Raw genomic sequence first — 15726 nt, forward strand, 5'->3', positions numbered from 1 at the left:
CCGCAGGCCGTCCAGCGGGGCGGGGAAGTTCGCCTCGCCGCTGAGCCGGTAGTCGGCGCAGGCCACCGCGAAGCCCGCCGCGGCGATGCGCGCGAGCGGGCCCGGATCCCAGTGCCGGGTCCGCGGTCCCATGTCGTCACGGCGCCCCCGCCGCCACGAGCCGCCGTGCACGAACAGGACGAGCGGGGCGGGGCCGCGCCCGGCCTCCGGCAGCCAGAGGTCGAGTTCCAGCGGACGGCCCCCCTCGACCTCGGCGTACGGGACGCCGCGCAGCAGCCGCGGATTCCGTTCCGGCAGCGGCGCGACGTCCGGATGGGGCGCGGCGATCAGCTCCCGCAGGGCGTCGCTCACCGGGTGCGCCACTGGTGCTCGGGCAGGAAGCGCACGTCGTACTGCTCGGGGACGGTGGCGAACTTGCCGGGCGTGGGCACGACGGGCTCGCGCGGCAGACCGAGCCCATCGGCGGGCGCCCCGAGGGTCTCGAAGAACCGCTCGAAGGTGCCGCCCGGCCCCGCGGCGACGCCGACGACCTGGCTGTGGTGGCGCTCCATGCGGTAGGCGTGCGGGCAGTTCTTGGGCACGAAGCCGAAGTCGCCGGGGGTGAGGAGCTTCTCCTGCTGCTCGCCCTCCAGGTCCTCGACGAAGAGCCGGACGGCGCCCTGGGTGACGTAGAAGACCTCGTAGGTGTCGGGGTGCAGGTGGGCCGGGATGACGTTGCCCTTGGGGCCCTCGACGGTGAAGAAGTTGAAGGCGTTCTCGGTCTGCTCGCCGCCCGCGTAGATGGTGATCAGGTCGCCGAACAGATGGGCACGGTCGCCCTCGCCCTTCTCGATGACGTAGGGCTTGCCCGGTTCGGCGGGGATGCGTGAGGTCTGCCGGTAGCGGGTGGCGTACTCGATGGTCATGGCTCTCCCGGGGTGCGGCGCTGTTATGTCAGGCAGCCTGACATAACAGGGAGGGGCCGGGCAAGCGGGCCGGGCAAGCGGCCCGGGCAAGCGGGCCGGGCAAGCCACCGGCACATAGGCTCGACGGATGTACGCCACCGGCCGCAACCTCCCGCAACTGCTCGGCGACGCCCGGCGCTGGTTCGAGGACGCGCTCCTCGCGGCGCTCGAGGCGGCGGGGGAGGTCCACGTGTCCCCGACCCAGGCGGGTCTCTTCGCCGTCCTGGACGAGCAGGGCACGACGGTCTCCGAGCTGGCACGCCGGATGGGCGTCACCCGGCAGACCGCCCATCAGGCGGTGCACGGCCTGGTCGCCGTCGGGCTCCTGGAGCAGGTCCCCGACCCCACGTCGGGGCGGCAGCGGCTCATCCGGCGCACGGCGGAGGGCGAGCGCACGCACCGCGAGGCGGAGCTGGTCCTGCACCGCCTGGAGGAGGTGCTCGCCGACCGGATCGGCCCGGAGGCGACACACGCGCTGCGGGCGGCGCTCGAGGCGCCCTGGGGGAGTCCGCCGGCGCTCGGCCCGCCCAAGGCGTGAAACGCCGATCGCCCTCCCCTCGGAGCGAGGGAAGGGCGACCGGCTCGGTGCGTCAACGCGCCGCGGGCTACGGCAGGTTGCGGGCCATGACGATCCGCTGGACCTGGTTCGTGCCTTCGTAAATCTGCGTGATCTTCGCGTCGCGCATCATGCGCTCGACGGGGTAGTCACGGGTGTAGCCGTAGCCGCCGAGCAGCTGGACGGCGTCCGTGGTGACCTCCATCGCGACGTCCGAGGCGAAGCACTTGGCGGCGGCGCCCTGGAAGGTGAGGTCCGCGTCGCCGCGCTCCGACTTGGCCGCGGCCGCGTACGTCAGCTGACGTGCCGCCTCGATCTTCATCGCCATGTCCGCGAGCATGAACTGCACGCCCTGGAAGTCGCCGATCGGCTTCCCGAACTGCTTGCGCTCCTGGACGTATCCCTTGGCGTAGTCGAGCGCGCCCTGCGCGATGCCGAGCGCCTGGGCCGCGATCGTGATGCGGGTGTGGTCCAGGGTCTTCATCGCCGTGGCGAAGCCGGTGCCCTCCTCGCCGATCATGCGGTCGGCGGGGATGCGAACGTGGTCGAAGTAGACCTCGCGGGTCGGCGAGCCCTTGATGCCGAGCTTCCGCTCGGGGGCGCCGAAGGAGACACCCTCGTCCGACTTCTCGACGACGAAGGCGGAGATGCCCTTCGAGCGCTTGGTCGGGTCGGTGACGGCCATGACGGTGTAGTACTCGCTCACACCCGCGTTGGTGATCCAGCGCTTCACGCCGTTGAGGACCCAGGAGTCCCCGTCACGGACGGCCTTCGTCTTCATGCCGGCCGCGTCCGAACCGGCGTCCGGCTCGGAGAGGGCGTACGAGAACATGCCCTCGCCCTTGGCGAGCGGCGTCATGTACTTCTTCTTCAGCTCCTCGGACCCGGAGAGGATCACGGGGAGCGAGCCCAGCTTGTTCACGGCAGGGATGAGCGAGGACGAGGCGCAGACGCGGGCCACCTCCTCGATCACGATGACCGTGGCGAGCGCGTCGGCGCCGGTGCCGCCGAAGCTCTCCGGTACGTGCACGGCGTGCAGGTCGGAGGCGACGAGTGCGTCAAGGGCCTCCTGCGGGAAGCGGGCCTCCTCGTCCACCGCCGCGGCGAACGGTGCGATCTTCGCCTCGGAGAGCGAACGGATCGCGTCCCGGAGCATGTCGTGCTCCTCGGACGGGCGGTACAGGTCGAAATCAGCCGATCCGGCCAAGGTCTCTCACGCTCCAAGGTGCTAATTACCGTTAAGTAACCCAAATTTTAGAGGGCGGCTCACGCGAGGGATACGTGAGCTTGCCGACAGCGGGCGGCCGACGGGTGGCAATGCCGGAAACGTGCCCTGTCGGAGCCCGACTATGCTCGGGCACCGCACTGACGCCGTAGACCCCTGGAGCACCGCATGGCCCTCAAGATCACCGTGATCGGCACCGGCTATCTCGGCGCTACGCACGCAGCGGCCATGGCCGAGCTCGGTTTCGAGGTGCTCGGCCTCGACGTCGTGCCCGAGAAGATCGAGATGCTGCAGCGGGGCGAGGTCCCGATGTACGAGCCCGGTCTCGAGGAGCTGCTGCGCAAGCATGTCGCCGGGATCGAGGGTTCGAGCGGGCGGCTGCGCTTCACCATGGACTTCGCGGAGGTCGCGGCCTTCGGCGACGTCCACTTCGTCTGCGTGAACACCCCGCAGAAGCACGGCGAGTACGCCTGCGACATGAGCTACGTCGACAGCGCCTTCGCGCAGCTCGCCCCGCACCTGACGAAGCCCGCGCTCGTCGTCGGCAAGTCGACGGTGCCGGTCGGCTCGGCGGACCGCCTCGCGCGCGAGCTCTCCGCCGCCGCGCCGGTGGGCGCCGAGGCCCAGCTGGCCTGGAACCCGGAGTTCCTCCGTGAGGGCTTCGCGGTGAAGGACACGCTGCACCCGGACCGCATCGTCGTCGGCGTACGCAGCGCGCACGCCGAGAAGCTGCTTCGCGAGGTGTACGCGGGTCCGGTGGGCGAGGGTTCGCCCTTCGTCGTGACGGACTTCCCGACCTCCGAGCTCGTGAAGACGGCGGCCAACTCCTTCCTCGCCACGAAGATCTCGTTCATCAACGCGATGGCGGAGGTGTGCGAGGCCGCGGGCGGTGACGTGGTCAAGCTGGCGGAGGCGCTCGGCTACGACGACCGGATCGGCAAGAAGTTCCTGCGGGCCGGGATCGGCTTCGGGGGCGGCTGCCTGCCCAAGGACATCCGGGCGTTCATGGCGCGGGCCGGGGAGCTGGGCGCCGACCAGGCGCTGACCTTCCTGCGGGAGATCGACTCCATCAACATGCGGCGGCGCGGGCAGATGGTGGAGATGGCGCGGGAGGCGCTGGGGGGCGGGTCCTTCCTGGGCAAGCGCGTCGCGGTCCTCGGCGCCACGTTCAAGCCGGACTCGGACGATGTGCGGGACTCGCCCGCGCTGAACGTCGCCGGGCAGATCCACCTCCAGGGCGGCCAGGTCACGGTGTACGACCCCAAGGGCATGGTGAACGCGGGGCGACTCTTCCCGACACTCGCGTACGCGGAGACGGCTGTGGACGCGGTCAGGGGCGCGGACGCGGTCCTGCACCTCACGGAGTGGCGCGAGTTCCGCGAGCTCGACCCGGCGGCGCTGGGCGAGGTGGCTTCGAACCGGCTCATCCTGGACGGCCGCAACGCGTTGGACCCTGCGGTGTGGCGGGGGGCCGGGTGGACTTACCGGGCCATGGGGCGGCCTTCGGCTTGAGGCTTGAGGCTTGAGGTCTGAGGTCTGAGGTCTGAGGCTTGAGGTCTGGAGTTTCCGGCTGCGGGTGAGTGGCGACGGCCTTGCTTCGTCTTGGGGGCGGGGCCGTGCCGGTATGTCCGTCCTCGCTATCGTCCGGTGGCCGCTTTGGTGCTTCGGGTCCGGAGTGTTGGGAGCCGTGCTCCGGGCGGACATACCGGCACGTCCCCTCGCGTCTCGATGCCGGCTGCGGGTGCGGGGCGCCCTCCGGTGTCAGTGCTGTCCAGTCGGCGGCGTTTTACGTGCTCGGTACGCCCGCATCTTTGCCCGGGCGCCGCACACCCCCATGTCGCACCATCTGCTGCGGCCCGCCGGGCTTCGGTCGTAGTACGCCCAGTGGCAGTCCGGGGCCTCGCATGCCTTGAGGCGGGGCCAGGTGCCCGCGGTCACTGCCTCCGCGATGGCTGCCGCCACCCTTGATACCAGGGGTGATGGGTCGGCCGGAGCGAGCGATGCCGAGCCGTCTTCGGCGGACACCCGTACCAACAGCGGAGCCGCTGCGAGGAGTTGGCCCAGCGGCTTCGCGACCGCGTGCGGTCCGTGGCCCGCGTGGGCCAGGCATGCCACTCGTAGCGATTCCCGCAGTTTCTGCGCGGCCGTCACCTCCGCGCCCGGCGCGAGGCCGAACGGCGCGCGTCCTTCCGGCGTCTCGAGGGCGTCCGCGCCCGACTCCAGGTCCAGGGTGTTCACCAGCGCCTGGACCAGCGCGAGACCCCCTGGAGCAGGTGCTCTGTCATTCATGCTTGCGACGTTACCTCTAATGCGGGAGTATGCAGTAACCGTTACCGGCAGCGGCCTGCTTTCGGTAACTCGCTCGCGAATGAGGAGAAGTAGTCATGCCCCTCGCCAAACTCGGCGTCGTCGTACTCGACTGTCCCGACCCCCTCGCGCTCGCCACCTTCTACGCCGCCGTCGTCGGCGGCACCCCCAAGGCCGACGGCGACGACTGGGTGAGCCTCGAAGGCCACGGCGGCACACCGCTCGCGTTCCAGGCCGCCCCCGGCCACGTACCGCCGCAGTGGCCCGAGGCCGCGCGCTCGCAGCAGTTCCATCTGGACCTGGAGGTGGCGCAGGAGGAGCTGGACGCCGTCGAGAAGGAGGTGCTCGCGCTCGGCGCCACCGCGCTCGACGCGGAGGACCGCGAGCGGAGTTTCCGGGTGTACGCCGATCCGGCCGGACACCCGTTCTGTCTCTGCGCCTGCTGAGAACACTCCACAAGGAGGGAACACGCATGACACCCGTCGCGCGGATGCGCAACGTAGTCCTGGACTGTCCCGACCCCCGTCAACTCGCCGATTTCTACGCGCACTTGCTGGGCGGCACCGTCGAGGGCGACGCGGACAACGACTGGGTCACCCTCCACACCCCCGGCGGCCTCCGTCTCTGCTTCCAGGAAGCCCCCGGCCACCGCCCGCCCGACTGGCCGCACGCGGACGCCGGTTCGCAGCAGATCCACATCGACCTCGACGTGGGACCGGCCGTCCAGGACATCGAGCGCGCCCAGGAACGCGTACTCGCCCTGGGCGCCAAGCCGCTCGACCTCGACGACGACAACGGCGAGCGCGACTTCCGCGTCTACGCCGATCCGGCAGGGCATCCCTTCTGCCTCTGCCGGATCGCCGCGGACTGAGGGCTCCGAAGCCTCAGCTCGCCGCCTGCCGCCGCCCCTCCCTCTCCCGCGTCGCCCGTGCAGTGAAGTCCACCCCGCGCAGCACCCGTTGGACATTGCCCCACGTCAGGCGGGCGAGGTCGGCCTCCGGCCAGTCGCGCTCGATGAGTTCGGCGATGAGATGCGGATGGCGCGAGGTGTCGGCCAGGCCTTCGGGGTGCGCGGCCGAGGTGTCGTACGTCCCCGAGAGGCCCACGGACTCCGGGCCCGCGATGCGGCGTACGTGATCGAGGTGGTCCGCCACCTCACGTATCGAGGAACCCGTCTGCTCGGCCGCCAGGGGCACCAGACACAGGCCCTTGGCGGCGCCGACCGCGGCGAGCAGGTCGTCCGGGAGGTTCGCCGGGGCGTCCCGCAGCGCGCGGGCCCCCGAGCGGGTGAACAGGGCCGGCGCCCTGGAGATGGCGAGCACCCGGTGCACCGTCGCCTCGGAGGCGCCGGACAGCTCGGCGAGGACCCCGATCCGGTTCATCTCGCGCACCACCTCCTCGCCGAACGGGGTCAGCCCCTGAGGGCCCGCCCATGACGTACCGGAGAGAGTGAGCGAGAACAGGCCGAGGGCGTGCAGGGCGCGCAGGGTGGCGAGCGAGTCGCCGATGGCATCGGCGCGCGCCGGGCCGGTCAGGACGGCGATGCGGCCGCAGTTGCGGGCGTCGGCCACCTCGGACGCCGAGCGGGCCAGGCGCAGCCCGTCAGAGTGGCCGGCGACGACGTGCTTGACGAGGTCGAGCTGTTCGAGGGTCGCGCCGAGCACGCGGTCACCGGTGATGCCGTCCGGGACGTGTACGGACCAGAACTGCGCCCCCACGCCTCCCTCCCGCAGCCGCGGCACATCGGCGTCCACGGCGCTGTCGCCCAGCTCCAGGTCGTACCAGGGCAGACCTCGCAGTGCCCACGGCAGTCCGCTGAAGCCGTCGGCGACGGGATGCCTGCGGAGCAGCGCGCGGGCACGCCCGAGCGGGTCCTGGGCGGGCGCAGGACCTGGTTCAGGACCTGGTTCGGGTGCGGGCTCGTGCACCGTTTCGGGCTCGGATATGGGTGGTGGCTCGGGCGGCCGTGCGGAGGGCGGGTCCAGCTCTCCGGCTTCGGCGGTGGCGTTGAGTTCGACCTGCAGATCTGCCATGGCAGTGCTCCGGACTTCAGGGTCGCAGTCCGGTCAACCGTGACACGCGGGAGCCGCGGCTTCGCGGCGGGCGGAGCGTTCGAGGTACGGGGCCGGGTCCGCGGCACGCGAAAGGGCCCCGCCGATCCACCGGCGGGGCCCTCCCACGTGTCGCTCACACGGCTCAGCCGCCCGAGACGGTCACCTTCTCGTCGTTGTTCAGCTGGTTCACCATCTGCTTGACCTTGGCCTTGTCCCACAGGAGGTTGCCGCCGGTCGAGCCCGCGAGCGGCATGTTCATCGACTTGCCGTCGCCGCCCGTGACGCCCTTCATCGCCCAGAACATGGACGCCACGTCGAACAGGCCCATGTCCTTGTCGACGATCAGCGTGTCAAGGCCCGCGCCCATCGTGGGGTAGAGCTTGAAGGGATTCATGACCGTGCCCGGCGTCGCCGCCTGGTTGGCGAGGGCCGCGAGGAACTTCTGCTGGTTCTTCGTGCGGTCCAGGTCGCTGCCCGGCAGGGCGTAGCGCGTGCGGACGAAGGCGAGGGCCTGCTGGCCGTCGAGGGTCTGCTTGCCCGCCTCGAAGTCGGCGCCGGACTTCTCGTCCTTGAAGCCCTTGGGGATGTCCATCTCGACGCCGCCGACCGCGTCCACGATCTTGGCGAAGCCGCCGAAGCCGATCTCGGCGTAGTGGTCGATCTTCAGGCCGGTGTTGTACTCGACGGTGCGGACGAGCAGCTCGGGGCCGTCCTCCGCGTACGCCGCGTTGAGCTTCGTCTGGCGGCCCTGGTTCGGGTAGAGCTTGCCGGACTCGGCGCCCTTGAAGGAGGGGATCGTGACGTTCGAGTCGCGGGGCAGCGAGATCATCGTGTTCCCGCCGTCGTCCGCGACGTGCAGGATCATCATCGAGTCCGTGCGCTTGCCCGCGGCGGAACCCGTGTGGAGATCCTTCTTGTCCTGGTCGGACATGCCCTCGCGGCTGTCGGAGCCCACGATCAGGTAGTTCGTGCCGGCGCCGCCCTCGGGGCGCTCGATGACCTTGGAGAGGTCGACCTCGCGCTTGAGCTTGGAGTCGGCCCAGAAGTACGTGCCGATGGAGACCGCGAGCAGCACCACGACGAGGGTGATCGAGCCGATCTTGAGGCGGCGCCGCCAGTTCGGGGCGGGGCGGGGCGCGCGGGTGCCGTAACCGTCGTCGCCGCCCTGGCCGCCTCCGTGGCCCTGGCCGTTGCCGTTCGGCGCGCCGTAGACCTGGCCGGTGTTGTAGCCGCTGTCGTAGCCGTCCTGGCGGGGGCTGCGGGGCTCGAACATGTCGTCGCGCGCGTCGCCGTACGGCTGGCCGTACCCGTCGTCGTACGTCGGCTGCTGCGGGACGCCTCCCTGCTGCTGGCCCGGTCCGCCGGGCCGGCCGCCGCGCTGGACATGCCGCATCACGCGGGCGCCCTCAGGCTGCGTGTTCCCGCTGCCACGGCCGTATGCCCGGCCGTTGCCCTGGTCGTCAGGCCAATCGCTCATGTGGCCCAGTGTGCCGTCTCTCCCTATGCGCCTCACAGGGCAGGCGGGATTTCGGTTCAGGGCTGTTGCAGAGCTGATGCAAAGCAGGCGAGCGCGGCCCGGACATACGATCGACATAGGGTGGAGCCCATGACAGACCTGGCCCCTGGAGCGGAATCGGAGATTCCGGGCAAGCCGACCTCGGCGTCCCGCACGACTCTCAGCCACATCATGACCCAGGGCGACACCAACCTCCTCGGAACGGTGCACGGCGGCGTGATCATGAAATTGGTGGACGACGCGGCGGGGGCTGTCGCGGGGCGGCACTCGGGCGGGCCCGCGGTCACCGCGTCCATGGATGAGATGGCGTTCCTGGAGCCGGTGCGGGTCGGTGACCTCGTCCATGTGAAGGCGCAGGTGAACTGGACCGGGCGCAGCTCCATGGAGGTCGGCGTCCGGGTCCTCGCCGAGCGCTGGAACGAGTCGACGCCCGCGCAGCAGGTGGGGTCGGCCTACCTCGTCTTCGCCGCCGTCGACGCGGACGGCAAGCCGCGGGGCGTGCCGCCGGTGCTTCCGGAGACCGAGCGGGACCGGCGCCGCTATCAGGAGGCGCAGATCCGGCGTACGCACCGGCTCGCGCGCCGCCGGGCCATCAAGGAGCTGCGGCAGGCACGTGCCGCCGAGGGTCTCGACGACTGAGCGCCCCGCTCGCCCGCCCTACCGGCACGCCATCTGGTGCTACCGGCACACCACCTGGACCTACTGGCACACCACCTGGTCGCCCGTCAGCGCACCGAACTCGCCTTGGTAGGCGTCCTCCGCCCGCACCGGCCTGACCTGCTTGAAGTCCTGGCCCGCGAACACCTTCAGAGTCGCGCCCTGCCCCTTCACCGCCCGCATCTGGCAGCCGGGCAGCGCCGTCGCCAGGGACTTCGCCGAGCGGTCCCAGCGCGGGTCGTACGCGACGACCGTGCGCTTCAGCGGCTTGCCCACCAGGTTGCCCGGGGCCCGCGTCGTCCTGAAGCCGGTGGACCGCAGCGCGGTGTCGACCCGCTTGCCCAGGCCCGGTGTCCCCGTGGCGTTGTCGACCTGCACCCGGATCTGCTGCGGCGAGACGTCGACGATGGCCTTGCGCCTGGCGCCGTGCGCGGCGAGCGGACGGTCGTCGCGCAGCGCCTGGAAGAGCTTCGCGGACCTCTTCGGGTCCCACTTCAGCGTCGACCCGATGCCCGGCACCATCACGCCCTTGCTGCGCAGCGGCACCGTGGTGAACTCCGACGACGACGGCGAGAAGCCGCGCATCGCCCGCCCCAGGGCGAGCATCTCGTTCGTGCCGAAGCCCTTGTCGGCCCGGACCGAGCCGAGCAGCGTCCTGGACACGTCACGGAACTTGAGCGGGTTGAGCAGCACCCCGCTGCTGGTCGCCTTGGAGATCAGCGCCGCGAGGAACCGCTGCTGGCGCTGCATCCGCCCCAGGTCCGAAGAGCCGTCGACGTGCCGTGTGCGGACGTACTGCAGCGCCGCGCCGCCGTTCAGCTTGTGCGTGCCGACGGGCAGATTGAGTCCTGTGTAGGAGTCCTTCAGCGGGCGGGTCGTGCAGATCTCGACGCCGCCGAGCACGTCCACGGTCTTCATGAAGCTGGTGAAGTCGACCTCCATGTAGTGGTCGATCTTGACCTTCGTCATGTTCTCGACGGTCCGCACGGTCAGGTTGGGGCCGCCCTCCGCGTACGCCGCGTTCATCTTGACCGGATGCGGCTTGTGCTTGTCGCCGGAGTTCCGGTCGACGTGCTCGGGCATCTCGGCGTAGCTGTCCCGGGGCAGGCTCACGACGCTGGCGCGGTCCCGGTCCTCCGAGAGGTGCACGATCATGATCGTGTCCGTGCAGTGGCAGGGCGCTCCGCCGAGGCGGTACTTCTGCTTCTCCGCCTTGGTGATCTTGTCGCGGCCGTCGGTGCCGACGAGCAGCACGTTCATGCCGTTGCCCCCCTTGGGCCGGTTCTTCATGTCCTTGAAGGCGTCGACCCGGCTGATCTCGGTGTCGAGACTGGTGACGACGCCGTGCCCGATCCCGGCCGCCGTGAGCACGATCACGGAGAACGTGGTCGCCATCCGCATGGCCCAGCGTGGCCGCCTGCGCTGCTTGACCGGCCGCCCCGCGGGCTGCTGCACGGGCTGCCTCGCACGGGGCGGGCGGGGGCCGCGCGGGGGCGGGGTGGGGGAGCGGCGGGGCGGTGTGGGCACGTGAAGGGACACCTCCGCGGTGACGGGCCTGTCCGGGACGGGAGTAGGAGGACCCGCGATGGGCCGGGGAATGCCAGAACCGTAGGCCCATACGATCTGCGACCCGGGGCAGCAGGCCGGGCGGCGCGCGCCGGTGTCCCCCATTCGCGGTAACGTGGCGCCGATGAACGCGACGCCCGACGTGCAGCTTCCTGCCGTATCCGTGATCATGCCGGTGCTCAACGAGGAACGGCATCTGCGTGCTGCCGTCTCCGCGATCCTCGAGCAGGAGTACGACGGTGAGATGGAGGTCGTCGTCGCGCTCGGTCCCTCCACGGACCGCACGGACGAGATCGCCGCCGAACTGGTCGCCGAGACCGCGGGCAACCGCGCGAAGGTGCAGACCGTCCCGAACCCCACGGGGCGCACGCCTGCCGCCCTGAACGCCGCGATCAAGGCTTCGAGTCACCCGATCGTGGTGCGCGTGGACGGCCACGGCATCCTGTCGCAGGGCTACATCGCGACGGCCGTACGCCTCCTGGAGGAGACCGGCGCGCAGAACGTCGGCGGCATCATGCACGCCGAGGGCGAGAACGACTGGGAGCACGCGGTCGCCGCCGCCATGACGTCGAAGATCGGCGTGGGCAACGCGGCCTTCCACACCGGTGGCGCCGCCCAGCAGGCGGAGACCGTCTACCTCGGTGTCTTCCGCCGCGCGGCCCTCGAACAGCAGGGCGGCTACAACGAAGAGTTCATCCGCGCCCAGGACTGGGAGCTGAACTTCCGCATCCGTGAGGCCGGCGGGCTCATCTGGTTCTCGCCCGAGCTGAAGGTGCAGTACCGCCCGCGGCCGAGCGTGAAGGCGCTCGCCAAGCAGTACAAGGACTACGGCCGCTGGCGGCACGTCGTCGCCCGCTACCACGAGGGCTCCATCAACCTGCGCTACCTCGCGCCGCCGACCGCCGTCTGCGCGATCGCGGCAGGCGTCGTCGTGGGCGCCCTGGTGACGCCCTGGGGCTTCGTCGTTCCCGCCGGCTACCTCGCCGCGATCACGGCGGGCTCACTGCCCGCGGGCAAGGGGCTTCCGCTGAAGGCGCGCCTCCAGATCCCGGTGGCGCTCGCCACCATGCACATGTCGTGGGGCTGGGGCTTCCTGACCAGCCCGCGCGCCCTCGCCAAGAAGGTCATCGCCTCCCGGCGTCCGGCTGTTCTCAGCGAGGCCTGAGCGAACGCCCGAGGCGACGCCCGAGGACAGCCGGACGGACCCGGTCCACCAGCGGTGGACCGGGACTCACTTCCAGGTGAACTTCGGATCCACGTGCATGCACGCCTTCTTGTCCGAGCCGTTGAGCGCTTCGGCCGATTCCGGCGTCTTGTCGTCCTGCTTCGACTTCGGAGGCGTGTTCCCCTCTCGCCAGTCGGCACCGACGATCAGGGTGACCCCGGAGACGTCCGTCGACTTCTTCACCGAACTCAGCTTCATGCCGAGGGACTTGGCGACCCTCTGGGCGTCGCCCTCCAGATCGGCGCTCGGGAACTTGATGACCGTCTTCTCCTGCGCGAGAGCCGTCGTCATGTCGGCCGCGGTCTTGGTGAAGCCCTTCCCCGCGAGGATCTGGGTGACCGCGCTCGCGCGCCCGCTGACCGGCGGCTCGGCGTCCATGCGGGTGCCGTTCTGCACCTGCACCGCGATCTCGCCGTCGTCGGCCGCCGGATCGTCCGATGCCTTCTCCTTGGCGGGCTTCTTCTTGCCCTTGCCGTCCAGTGAGATGTCGTCGCGTACGAGGCGGAAGAGCTGCTCGGCGTCGCCCGGCTTGGGGATCACGCGCGCGCCCACGTACTCGTACGGCATGGTCGTCATCGTGGTCCGCTCCGGCGAGACCTTCTTGAGCTCGTTGCTCAGGTCGTAGAGCTTCTTGACGCTGCCCAGGCCGTCGTCGACCTTGAGCGCGTTCGTGGCCGTCTCGGCGAGCCGGCGCAGCTTGTTGGGGCTGCTCAGATTGGCGTTGTTCCGGAGCTCGCGCACCAGCGAGTTCATGTACATGTGCTGGGCCTTGGCGCGGCTGATGTCGGTGCCGCCGTCGAAGCCGTAGCGGGTGCGCAGCCACTGCAGGGCCTGCTCGCCCTTGACGGCCGTGGTGCCCTCTTCGAGCTTCAGTCCTGAGCCGTGGCCCTGGCTGTCGCGCGAGTGGATGTTGGCGTCCACACAGACCGGTACGCCGCCGATGGCGTCGGCCATGGAGACCACACCCGAGAAGTCGACCTCCATGAAGTGGTTGATGTGGATGTTGGTGAGCTTCTCCCAGGTGGCGACCGTGCAGCCGGGGCCACCGCGGCCGAGCGTCTGGTTCGTCATCGTCCGTTGCGCCGACGCCTCGTAGACCTTGCCGTCGTCCGGGTCGGTGCACTTGGGAATGGAGAGGAGCGTGTCGCGCGGCATGCTGATGACCGACATGTTCGTGCGGTCGGCCGACACGTGCAGCAGCATCTGGACGTCGGCGAGGGGCGTGCCCCCGAAGGTCTCCTTGGCGCCGCCGAGCTTCTGGTTCTCCTTGGAGTCCCGCGCGTCCGAACCGATGAGCAGGATGTTCAGCGGCGTCTGGCCCGCCGCGTTCGGCGTGGGCTCGGGGGCCCGGTGGTCGCCGAGGTTGAGATCGTCGGTCTCAAGGTTGTTGTTCAAGTGCTGATACCAGAGGTATCCGGCGCCGGCCGTCCCAAGTATCAGCACCGCGAGGATCGTTGCCGACCAGCGGAGTATCCGACGTCTTGGACGCGGAGTCCGGCCGCCACCGCCCCCACGGTGCCGTCTGTGGTGCCCGCTGTCCGCCGAGGGCTCCCCTCCCTCGTGCGGCGGGCCTTCTTCCAAGCCAAGATCACTGGCGTGCGGGGCGCGTTCTCGCGCCCCCTCCCCACGCACGCTGCTTTTCCCCATCCCTGCCCCTCCCCGCCCTGCACTGAATTACGGCCATCCTGCGCCTTGTTAGACGCAGAATGGCCGCTTCAGGTCACTTGGCACACACAGTCTTGTCGGCTTCGACCTTCTGGATGCCCTCCGGCGCCTTCGACGGGGTGCTGATGGGCACCCCGGCCCCCTTGAAGTCGCTGCCCAGCGTCAGCTTGATGGCGGGAAGCCCCTGCGAGTTCTTCTCGCTCTTGCCGGGCTTCATCGCGGACCCGGAAAGACCCATGACGTCGGCGAGCCGCCGGGCCTGGTCGGCCTGGTCGGGCGCGTACTCCAGCGTCGTCTTCTTGAGGTCGGACGGCGCGTTGCCGAGCTGGCTGGCCTTGGACATGCCCTCAGTGTTCTGCAAGTACGTGAGAGTTGCCTGAGCGGCGCCGGTCTTCCCGCTGCCGTTGTAGATGTTGACCCGCACGTCGGAGGCGGCGGACTTGCTGCCCTTGAGGCGGGCGGCGACCGCGGCCTTCTCCTTCTTCTCCTTCTTCTTCACCGCCGTCAGGGACTCGTCGGCGCGCATCATGGAGAACAGCGGGTCGGCCTTGGCCTCGTCCACGACGACCGTCGTGTGGACCTTCTCCGCCGGGTTGTCGACCACGGGCACGGTCGCGAAGCTGAGGTTCTTCATGTCGAGCTTGCCGAGCTCCATGCCCAGGTCACGGAGTTTCATGATGTTCGCGATCCTGGAGTCGACGGTGAGCGCCTTGGTGCCCGCCTCGGCGAGATCTATCATTTTCTTCGGGTTCGTGAGCGTGTCGTTCGACTTGAGCTTGCGCATCAGCGAGCTGAGGAACTGTTGTTGCAGCTCGATGCGGCTCAAGTCGCCGCCGGTGCCCACGGAGTGGCGCGTGCGGACGAACGCCAGCGCCTCCTCGCCCTCGATGGTGTGCTTGCCCGCGGGCAGGTTCAGGTGCGAGTCCGGGTCGTCGATGTCCTTGGCCAGACAGACGTCGACGCCGCCGACCGCGCTGGAGAGCGTCTTGACCGCGTTGAAGTCGGCCACCATGAAGTGGTCGGGGACTATTCCGGTGATCTCCGTGACCGTACGCATGGTGCAGCTCGGCGTGCGCTCGCTCTGCCCGAGGCTCTCGTTGAAGCGGGCGCCCTGCGTGCCGCGGATCGTCTTCTTGCTGCCGTCCTCCATCGTGGTCGGGCAGTCCGGAATGTCCGTGATCATATCGCGCGGGATGCTCAACGCGGTGGCGTTCGTGCGGTCCTTGGAGACGTGCAGCAGGATCGTCGTGTCGGCGTGGCCGACGCTTCCCTTGTCGCCGTACTTCTCGTTGCCCTTGCCGCTGCGCTTGTCCGTGCCCATCACGAGGATGTTGATGGCGCGGTCCTTGCTGAAGCCGCCGGTGCTCGCGCCGTCGTCGGCGATCGAGTTGATGTTGTCGTTGAGGTGTTGGTAGTAGAGGTACCCACTGACACCCGCCGCGACCAGGACGAAGGCGAGCGAGCCGCCCGTCCACATCAGGATCTTCTTGCCCCTGGACTTCTTCGGCTTCTGCTTGCGCCGCCCGCCCGCGGCCTCCGGCTGCGGAGCCCGGCGTCTGCGCTGCGGCGGTACGTCGCGCTGTTCGTCACGGTGCTCGTCGCGTCGGCCATCGCGGCCGCGCGTTCCCTGGCGTGTCGTGGACCTCGGTGATCTGCGAGGTCCAGGCACTGCCGACTGCCCTGCGGAAGGGCTCAGTCGCAGTTCGTAATCGCCGGTGTTCGGGTTGAGCACCCACTGGTCTGCGGGATCGATGTTCTCCGCCCGCCCACGGCCTTGCGCGTCCACGGTTGTCTGCGTCCTCCGTCGGGGCCACGCGGCGCCTTTCCCCCCTCAAGAAAGGCGCTCGGTCAATCGTCCAGCGGTGCGCGGCCACGAAGGGCCCGGCGCACCGGATCGCTCACACTATCCGTCCAGTTCAGCGGCGAACGACGCCGGTGACAAATTCCACTCCCCTACAACTGGGCAATCCGCCCTATTTCTTTGTGTGGGCGGTCTTGCGCTTGAAGATGG

14 protein-coding genes and 1 pseudogene are annotated in these 15726 nt (G+C 69.8%); 6 read left to right on the top strand and 9 right to left on the bottom strand.

Translation table 11 applies throughout. The features are described 5' to 3' along the window. Together ABD378_RS21150 and ABD378_RS21155 are read right to left on the bottom strand one after the other, a co-directional pair. A pseudogene (locus ABD378_RS21150) lies at window positions 1–363 on the bottom strand (alpha/beta hydrolase); the annotation flags it as partial. After that, on the bottom strand, window positions 348–905 hold the full coding sequence (locus tag ABD378_RS21155; RefSeq protein WP_344522502.1) for a quercetin 2,3-dioxygenase: 558 nt from the start codon (window positions 903–905) through the stop codon (window positions 348–350). The pseudogene ABD378_RS21150 and the gene ABD378_RS21155, both read right to left, overlap by 16 nt. Before the next feature lie 127 nt (window positions 906–1032). Here ABD378_RS21155 and ABD378_RS21160 point away from each other — a divergent pair, with 127 nt between their 5' ends. Next, window positions 1033–1482, top strand: a complete 450-nt coding sequence (locus ABD378_RS21160; RefSeq protein ID WP_344522503.1) for a MarR family winged helix-turn-helix transcriptional regulator — start codon at window positions 1033–1035, stop codon at window positions 1480–1482. A gap of 67 nt (window positions 1483–1549) precedes the next feature. On the opposite strand, the gene ABD378_RS21165 is transcribed toward ABD378_RS21160, so the two are convergent. Beyond that, complete coding sequence (locus tag ABD378_RS21165; protein WP_344522504.1) at window positions 1550–2707, bottom strand: acyl-CoA dehydrogenase family protein; 1158 nt, start codon at window positions 2705–2707, stop codon at window positions 1550–1552. 186 nt (window positions 2708–2893) lie between these two features. Here ABD378_RS21165 and ABD378_RS21170 point away from each other — a divergent pair, with 186 nt between their 5' ends. Then, window positions 2894–4237, top strand: a complete 1344-nt coding sequence (locus ABD378_RS21170) for a UDP-glucose dehydrogenase family protein (protein ID WP_344522505.1) — start codon at window positions 2894–2896, stop codon at window positions 4235–4237. A gap of 249 nt (window positions 4238–4486) precedes the next feature. On the opposite strand, the gene ABD378_RS21175 is transcribed toward ABD378_RS21170, so the two are convergent. Next, on the bottom strand, window positions 4487–5014 hold the full coding sequence (locus ABD378_RS21175; RefSeq protein WP_344522506.1) for a CGNR zinc finger domain-containing protein: 528 nt from the start codon (window positions 5012–5014) through the stop codon (window positions 4487–4489). A gap of 95 nt (window positions 5015–5109) precedes the next feature. On the opposite strand from ABD378_RS21175, the gene ABD378_RS21180 reads away from it, so the two are divergent. Together ABD378_RS21180 and ABD378_RS21185 are read left to right on the top strand one after the other, a co-directional pair. Continuing rightward, window positions 5110–5478 carry a VOC family protein gene (locus tag ABD378_RS21180; protein WP_344522507.1) on the top strand — a complete coding sequence of 123 codons (369 nt, stop codon included), beginning with the start codon at window positions 5110–5112 and terminating at the stop codon, window positions 5476–5478. Window positions 5479–5504: 26 nt separating this feature from the next. Then, the gene (locus ABD378_RS21185; protein ID WP_344522508.1) at window positions 5505–5903 is read left to right on the top strand and encodes a VOC family protein; all 399 of its coding nucleotides are present in this window, start codon (window positions 5505–5507) and stop codon (window positions 5901–5903) included. Between the two features lie 13 nt (window positions 5904–5916). Here the strand turns inward: ABD378_RS21185 and ABD378_RS21190 are convergent, their stop codons facing one another. Next, window positions 5917–7065 carry a dipeptidase gene (locus tag ABD378_RS21190; protein ID WP_344522509.1) on the bottom strand — a complete coding sequence of 383 codons (1149 nt, stop codon included), beginning with the start codon at window positions 7063–7065 and terminating at the stop codon, window positions 5917–5919. Between the two features lie 163 nt (window positions 7066–7228). Then, the gene (locus tag ABD378_RS21195; protein ID WP_344522510.1) at window positions 7229–8563 is read right to left on the bottom strand and encodes an LCP family protein; all 1335 of its coding nucleotides are present in this window, start codon (window positions 8561–8563) and stop codon (window positions 7229–7231) included. A 129-nt stretch (window positions 8564–8692) separates the two neighbouring features. Here ABD378_RS21195 and ABD378_RS21200 point away from each other — a divergent pair, with 129 nt between their 5' ends. Continuing rightward, on the top strand, window positions 8693–9241 hold the full coding sequence (locus tag ABD378_RS21200; RefSeq protein ID WP_344522511.1) for an acyl-CoA thioesterase: 549 nt from the start codon (window positions 8693–8695) through the stop codon (window positions 9239–9241). Between the two features lie 60 nt (window positions 9242–9301). Here ABD378_RS21200 and ABD378_RS21205 read toward each other — a convergent pair whose 3' ends face one another. Next, window positions 9302–10786 carry an LCP family protein gene (locus ABD378_RS21205; RefSeq protein ID WP_453086958.1) on the bottom strand — a complete coding sequence of 495 codons (1485 nt, stop codon included), beginning with the start codon at window positions 10784–10786 and terminating at the stop codon, window positions 9302–9304. A gap of 163 nt (window positions 10787–10949) precedes the next feature. Here ABD378_RS21205 and ABD378_RS21210 point away from each other — a divergent pair, with 163 nt between their 5' ends. Continuing rightward, window positions 10950–11990, top strand: a complete 1041-nt coding sequence (locus ABD378_RS21210; protein WP_344522512.1) for a glycosyltransferase family 2 protein — start codon at window positions 10950–10952, stop codon at window positions 11988–11990. A gap of 66 nt (window positions 11991–12056) precedes the next feature. Here ABD378_RS21210 and ABD378_RS21215 read toward each other — a convergent pair whose 3' ends face one another. Further along, on the bottom strand, window positions 12057–13697 hold the full coding sequence (locus ABD378_RS21215; RefSeq protein ID WP_344522513.1) for an LCP family protein: 1641 nt from the start codon (window positions 13695–13697) through the stop codon (window positions 12057–12059). A 73-nt stretch (window positions 13698–13770) separates the two neighbouring features. Then, the gene (locus ABD378_RS21220; RefSeq protein WP_344522514.1) at window positions 13771–15501 is read right to left on the bottom strand and encodes an LCP family protein; all 1731 of its coding nucleotides are present in this window, start codon (window positions 15499–15501) and stop codon (window positions 13771–13773) included. Window positions 15502–15726: the final 225 nt, after the last annotated feature.

The organism is Streptomyces rectiviolaceus, assembly GCF_039533825.1.
In the GTDB taxonomy this organism is placed as follows: Bacteria; Actinomycetota; Actinomycetes; order Streptomycetales; family Streptomycetaceae; genus Streptomyces; species Streptomyces rectiviolaceus.

Coding starts and splice junctions, on each gene's coding strand:
- ABD378_RS21195 (WP_344522510.1), bottom strand. CDS start 8,563: ATGAGCGATTGGCCTGACGACCAGGGCAACGGCCGGGCATACGGCCGT.
- ABD378_RS21170 (WP_344522505.1), top strand. CDS start 2,894: ATGGCCCTCAAGATCACCGTGATCGGCACCGGCTATCTCGGCGCTACG.
- ABD378_RS21190 (WP_344522509.1), bottom strand. CDS start 7,065: ATGGCAGATCTGCAGGTCGAACTCAACGCCACCGCCGAAGCCGGAGAG.
- ABD378_RS21180 (WP_344522507.1), top strand. CDS start 5,110: ATGCCCCTCGCCAAACTCGGCGTCGTCGTACTCGACTGTCCCGACCCC.
- ABD378_RS21155 (WP_344522502.1), bottom strand. CDS start 905: ATGACCATCGAGTACGCCACCCGCTACCGGCAGACCTCACGCATCCCC.
- ABD378_RS21215 (WP_344522513.1), bottom strand. CDS start 13,697: ATGGGGAAAAGCAGCGTGCGTGGGGAGGGGGCGCGAGAACGCGCCCCG.
- ABD378_RS21200 (WP_344522511.1), top strand. CDS start 8,693: ATGACAGACCTGGCCCCTGGAGCGGAATCGGAGATTCCGGGCAAGCCG.
- ABD378_RS21185 (WP_344522508.1), top strand. CDS start 5,505: ATGACACCCGTCGCGCGGATGCGCAACGTAGTCCTGGACTGTCCCGAC.
- ABD378_RS21160 (WP_344522503.1), top strand. CDS start 1,033: ATGTACGCCACCGGCCGCAACCTCCCGCAACTGCTCGGCGACGCCCGG.
- ABD378_RS21175 (WP_344522506.1), bottom strand. CDS start 5,014: ATGAATGACAGAGCACCTGCTCCAGGGGGTCTCGCGCTGGTCCAGGCG.
- ABD378_RS21210 (WP_344522512.1), top strand. CDS start 10,950: ATGAACGCGACGCCCGACGTGCAGCTTCCTGCCGTATCCGTGATCATG.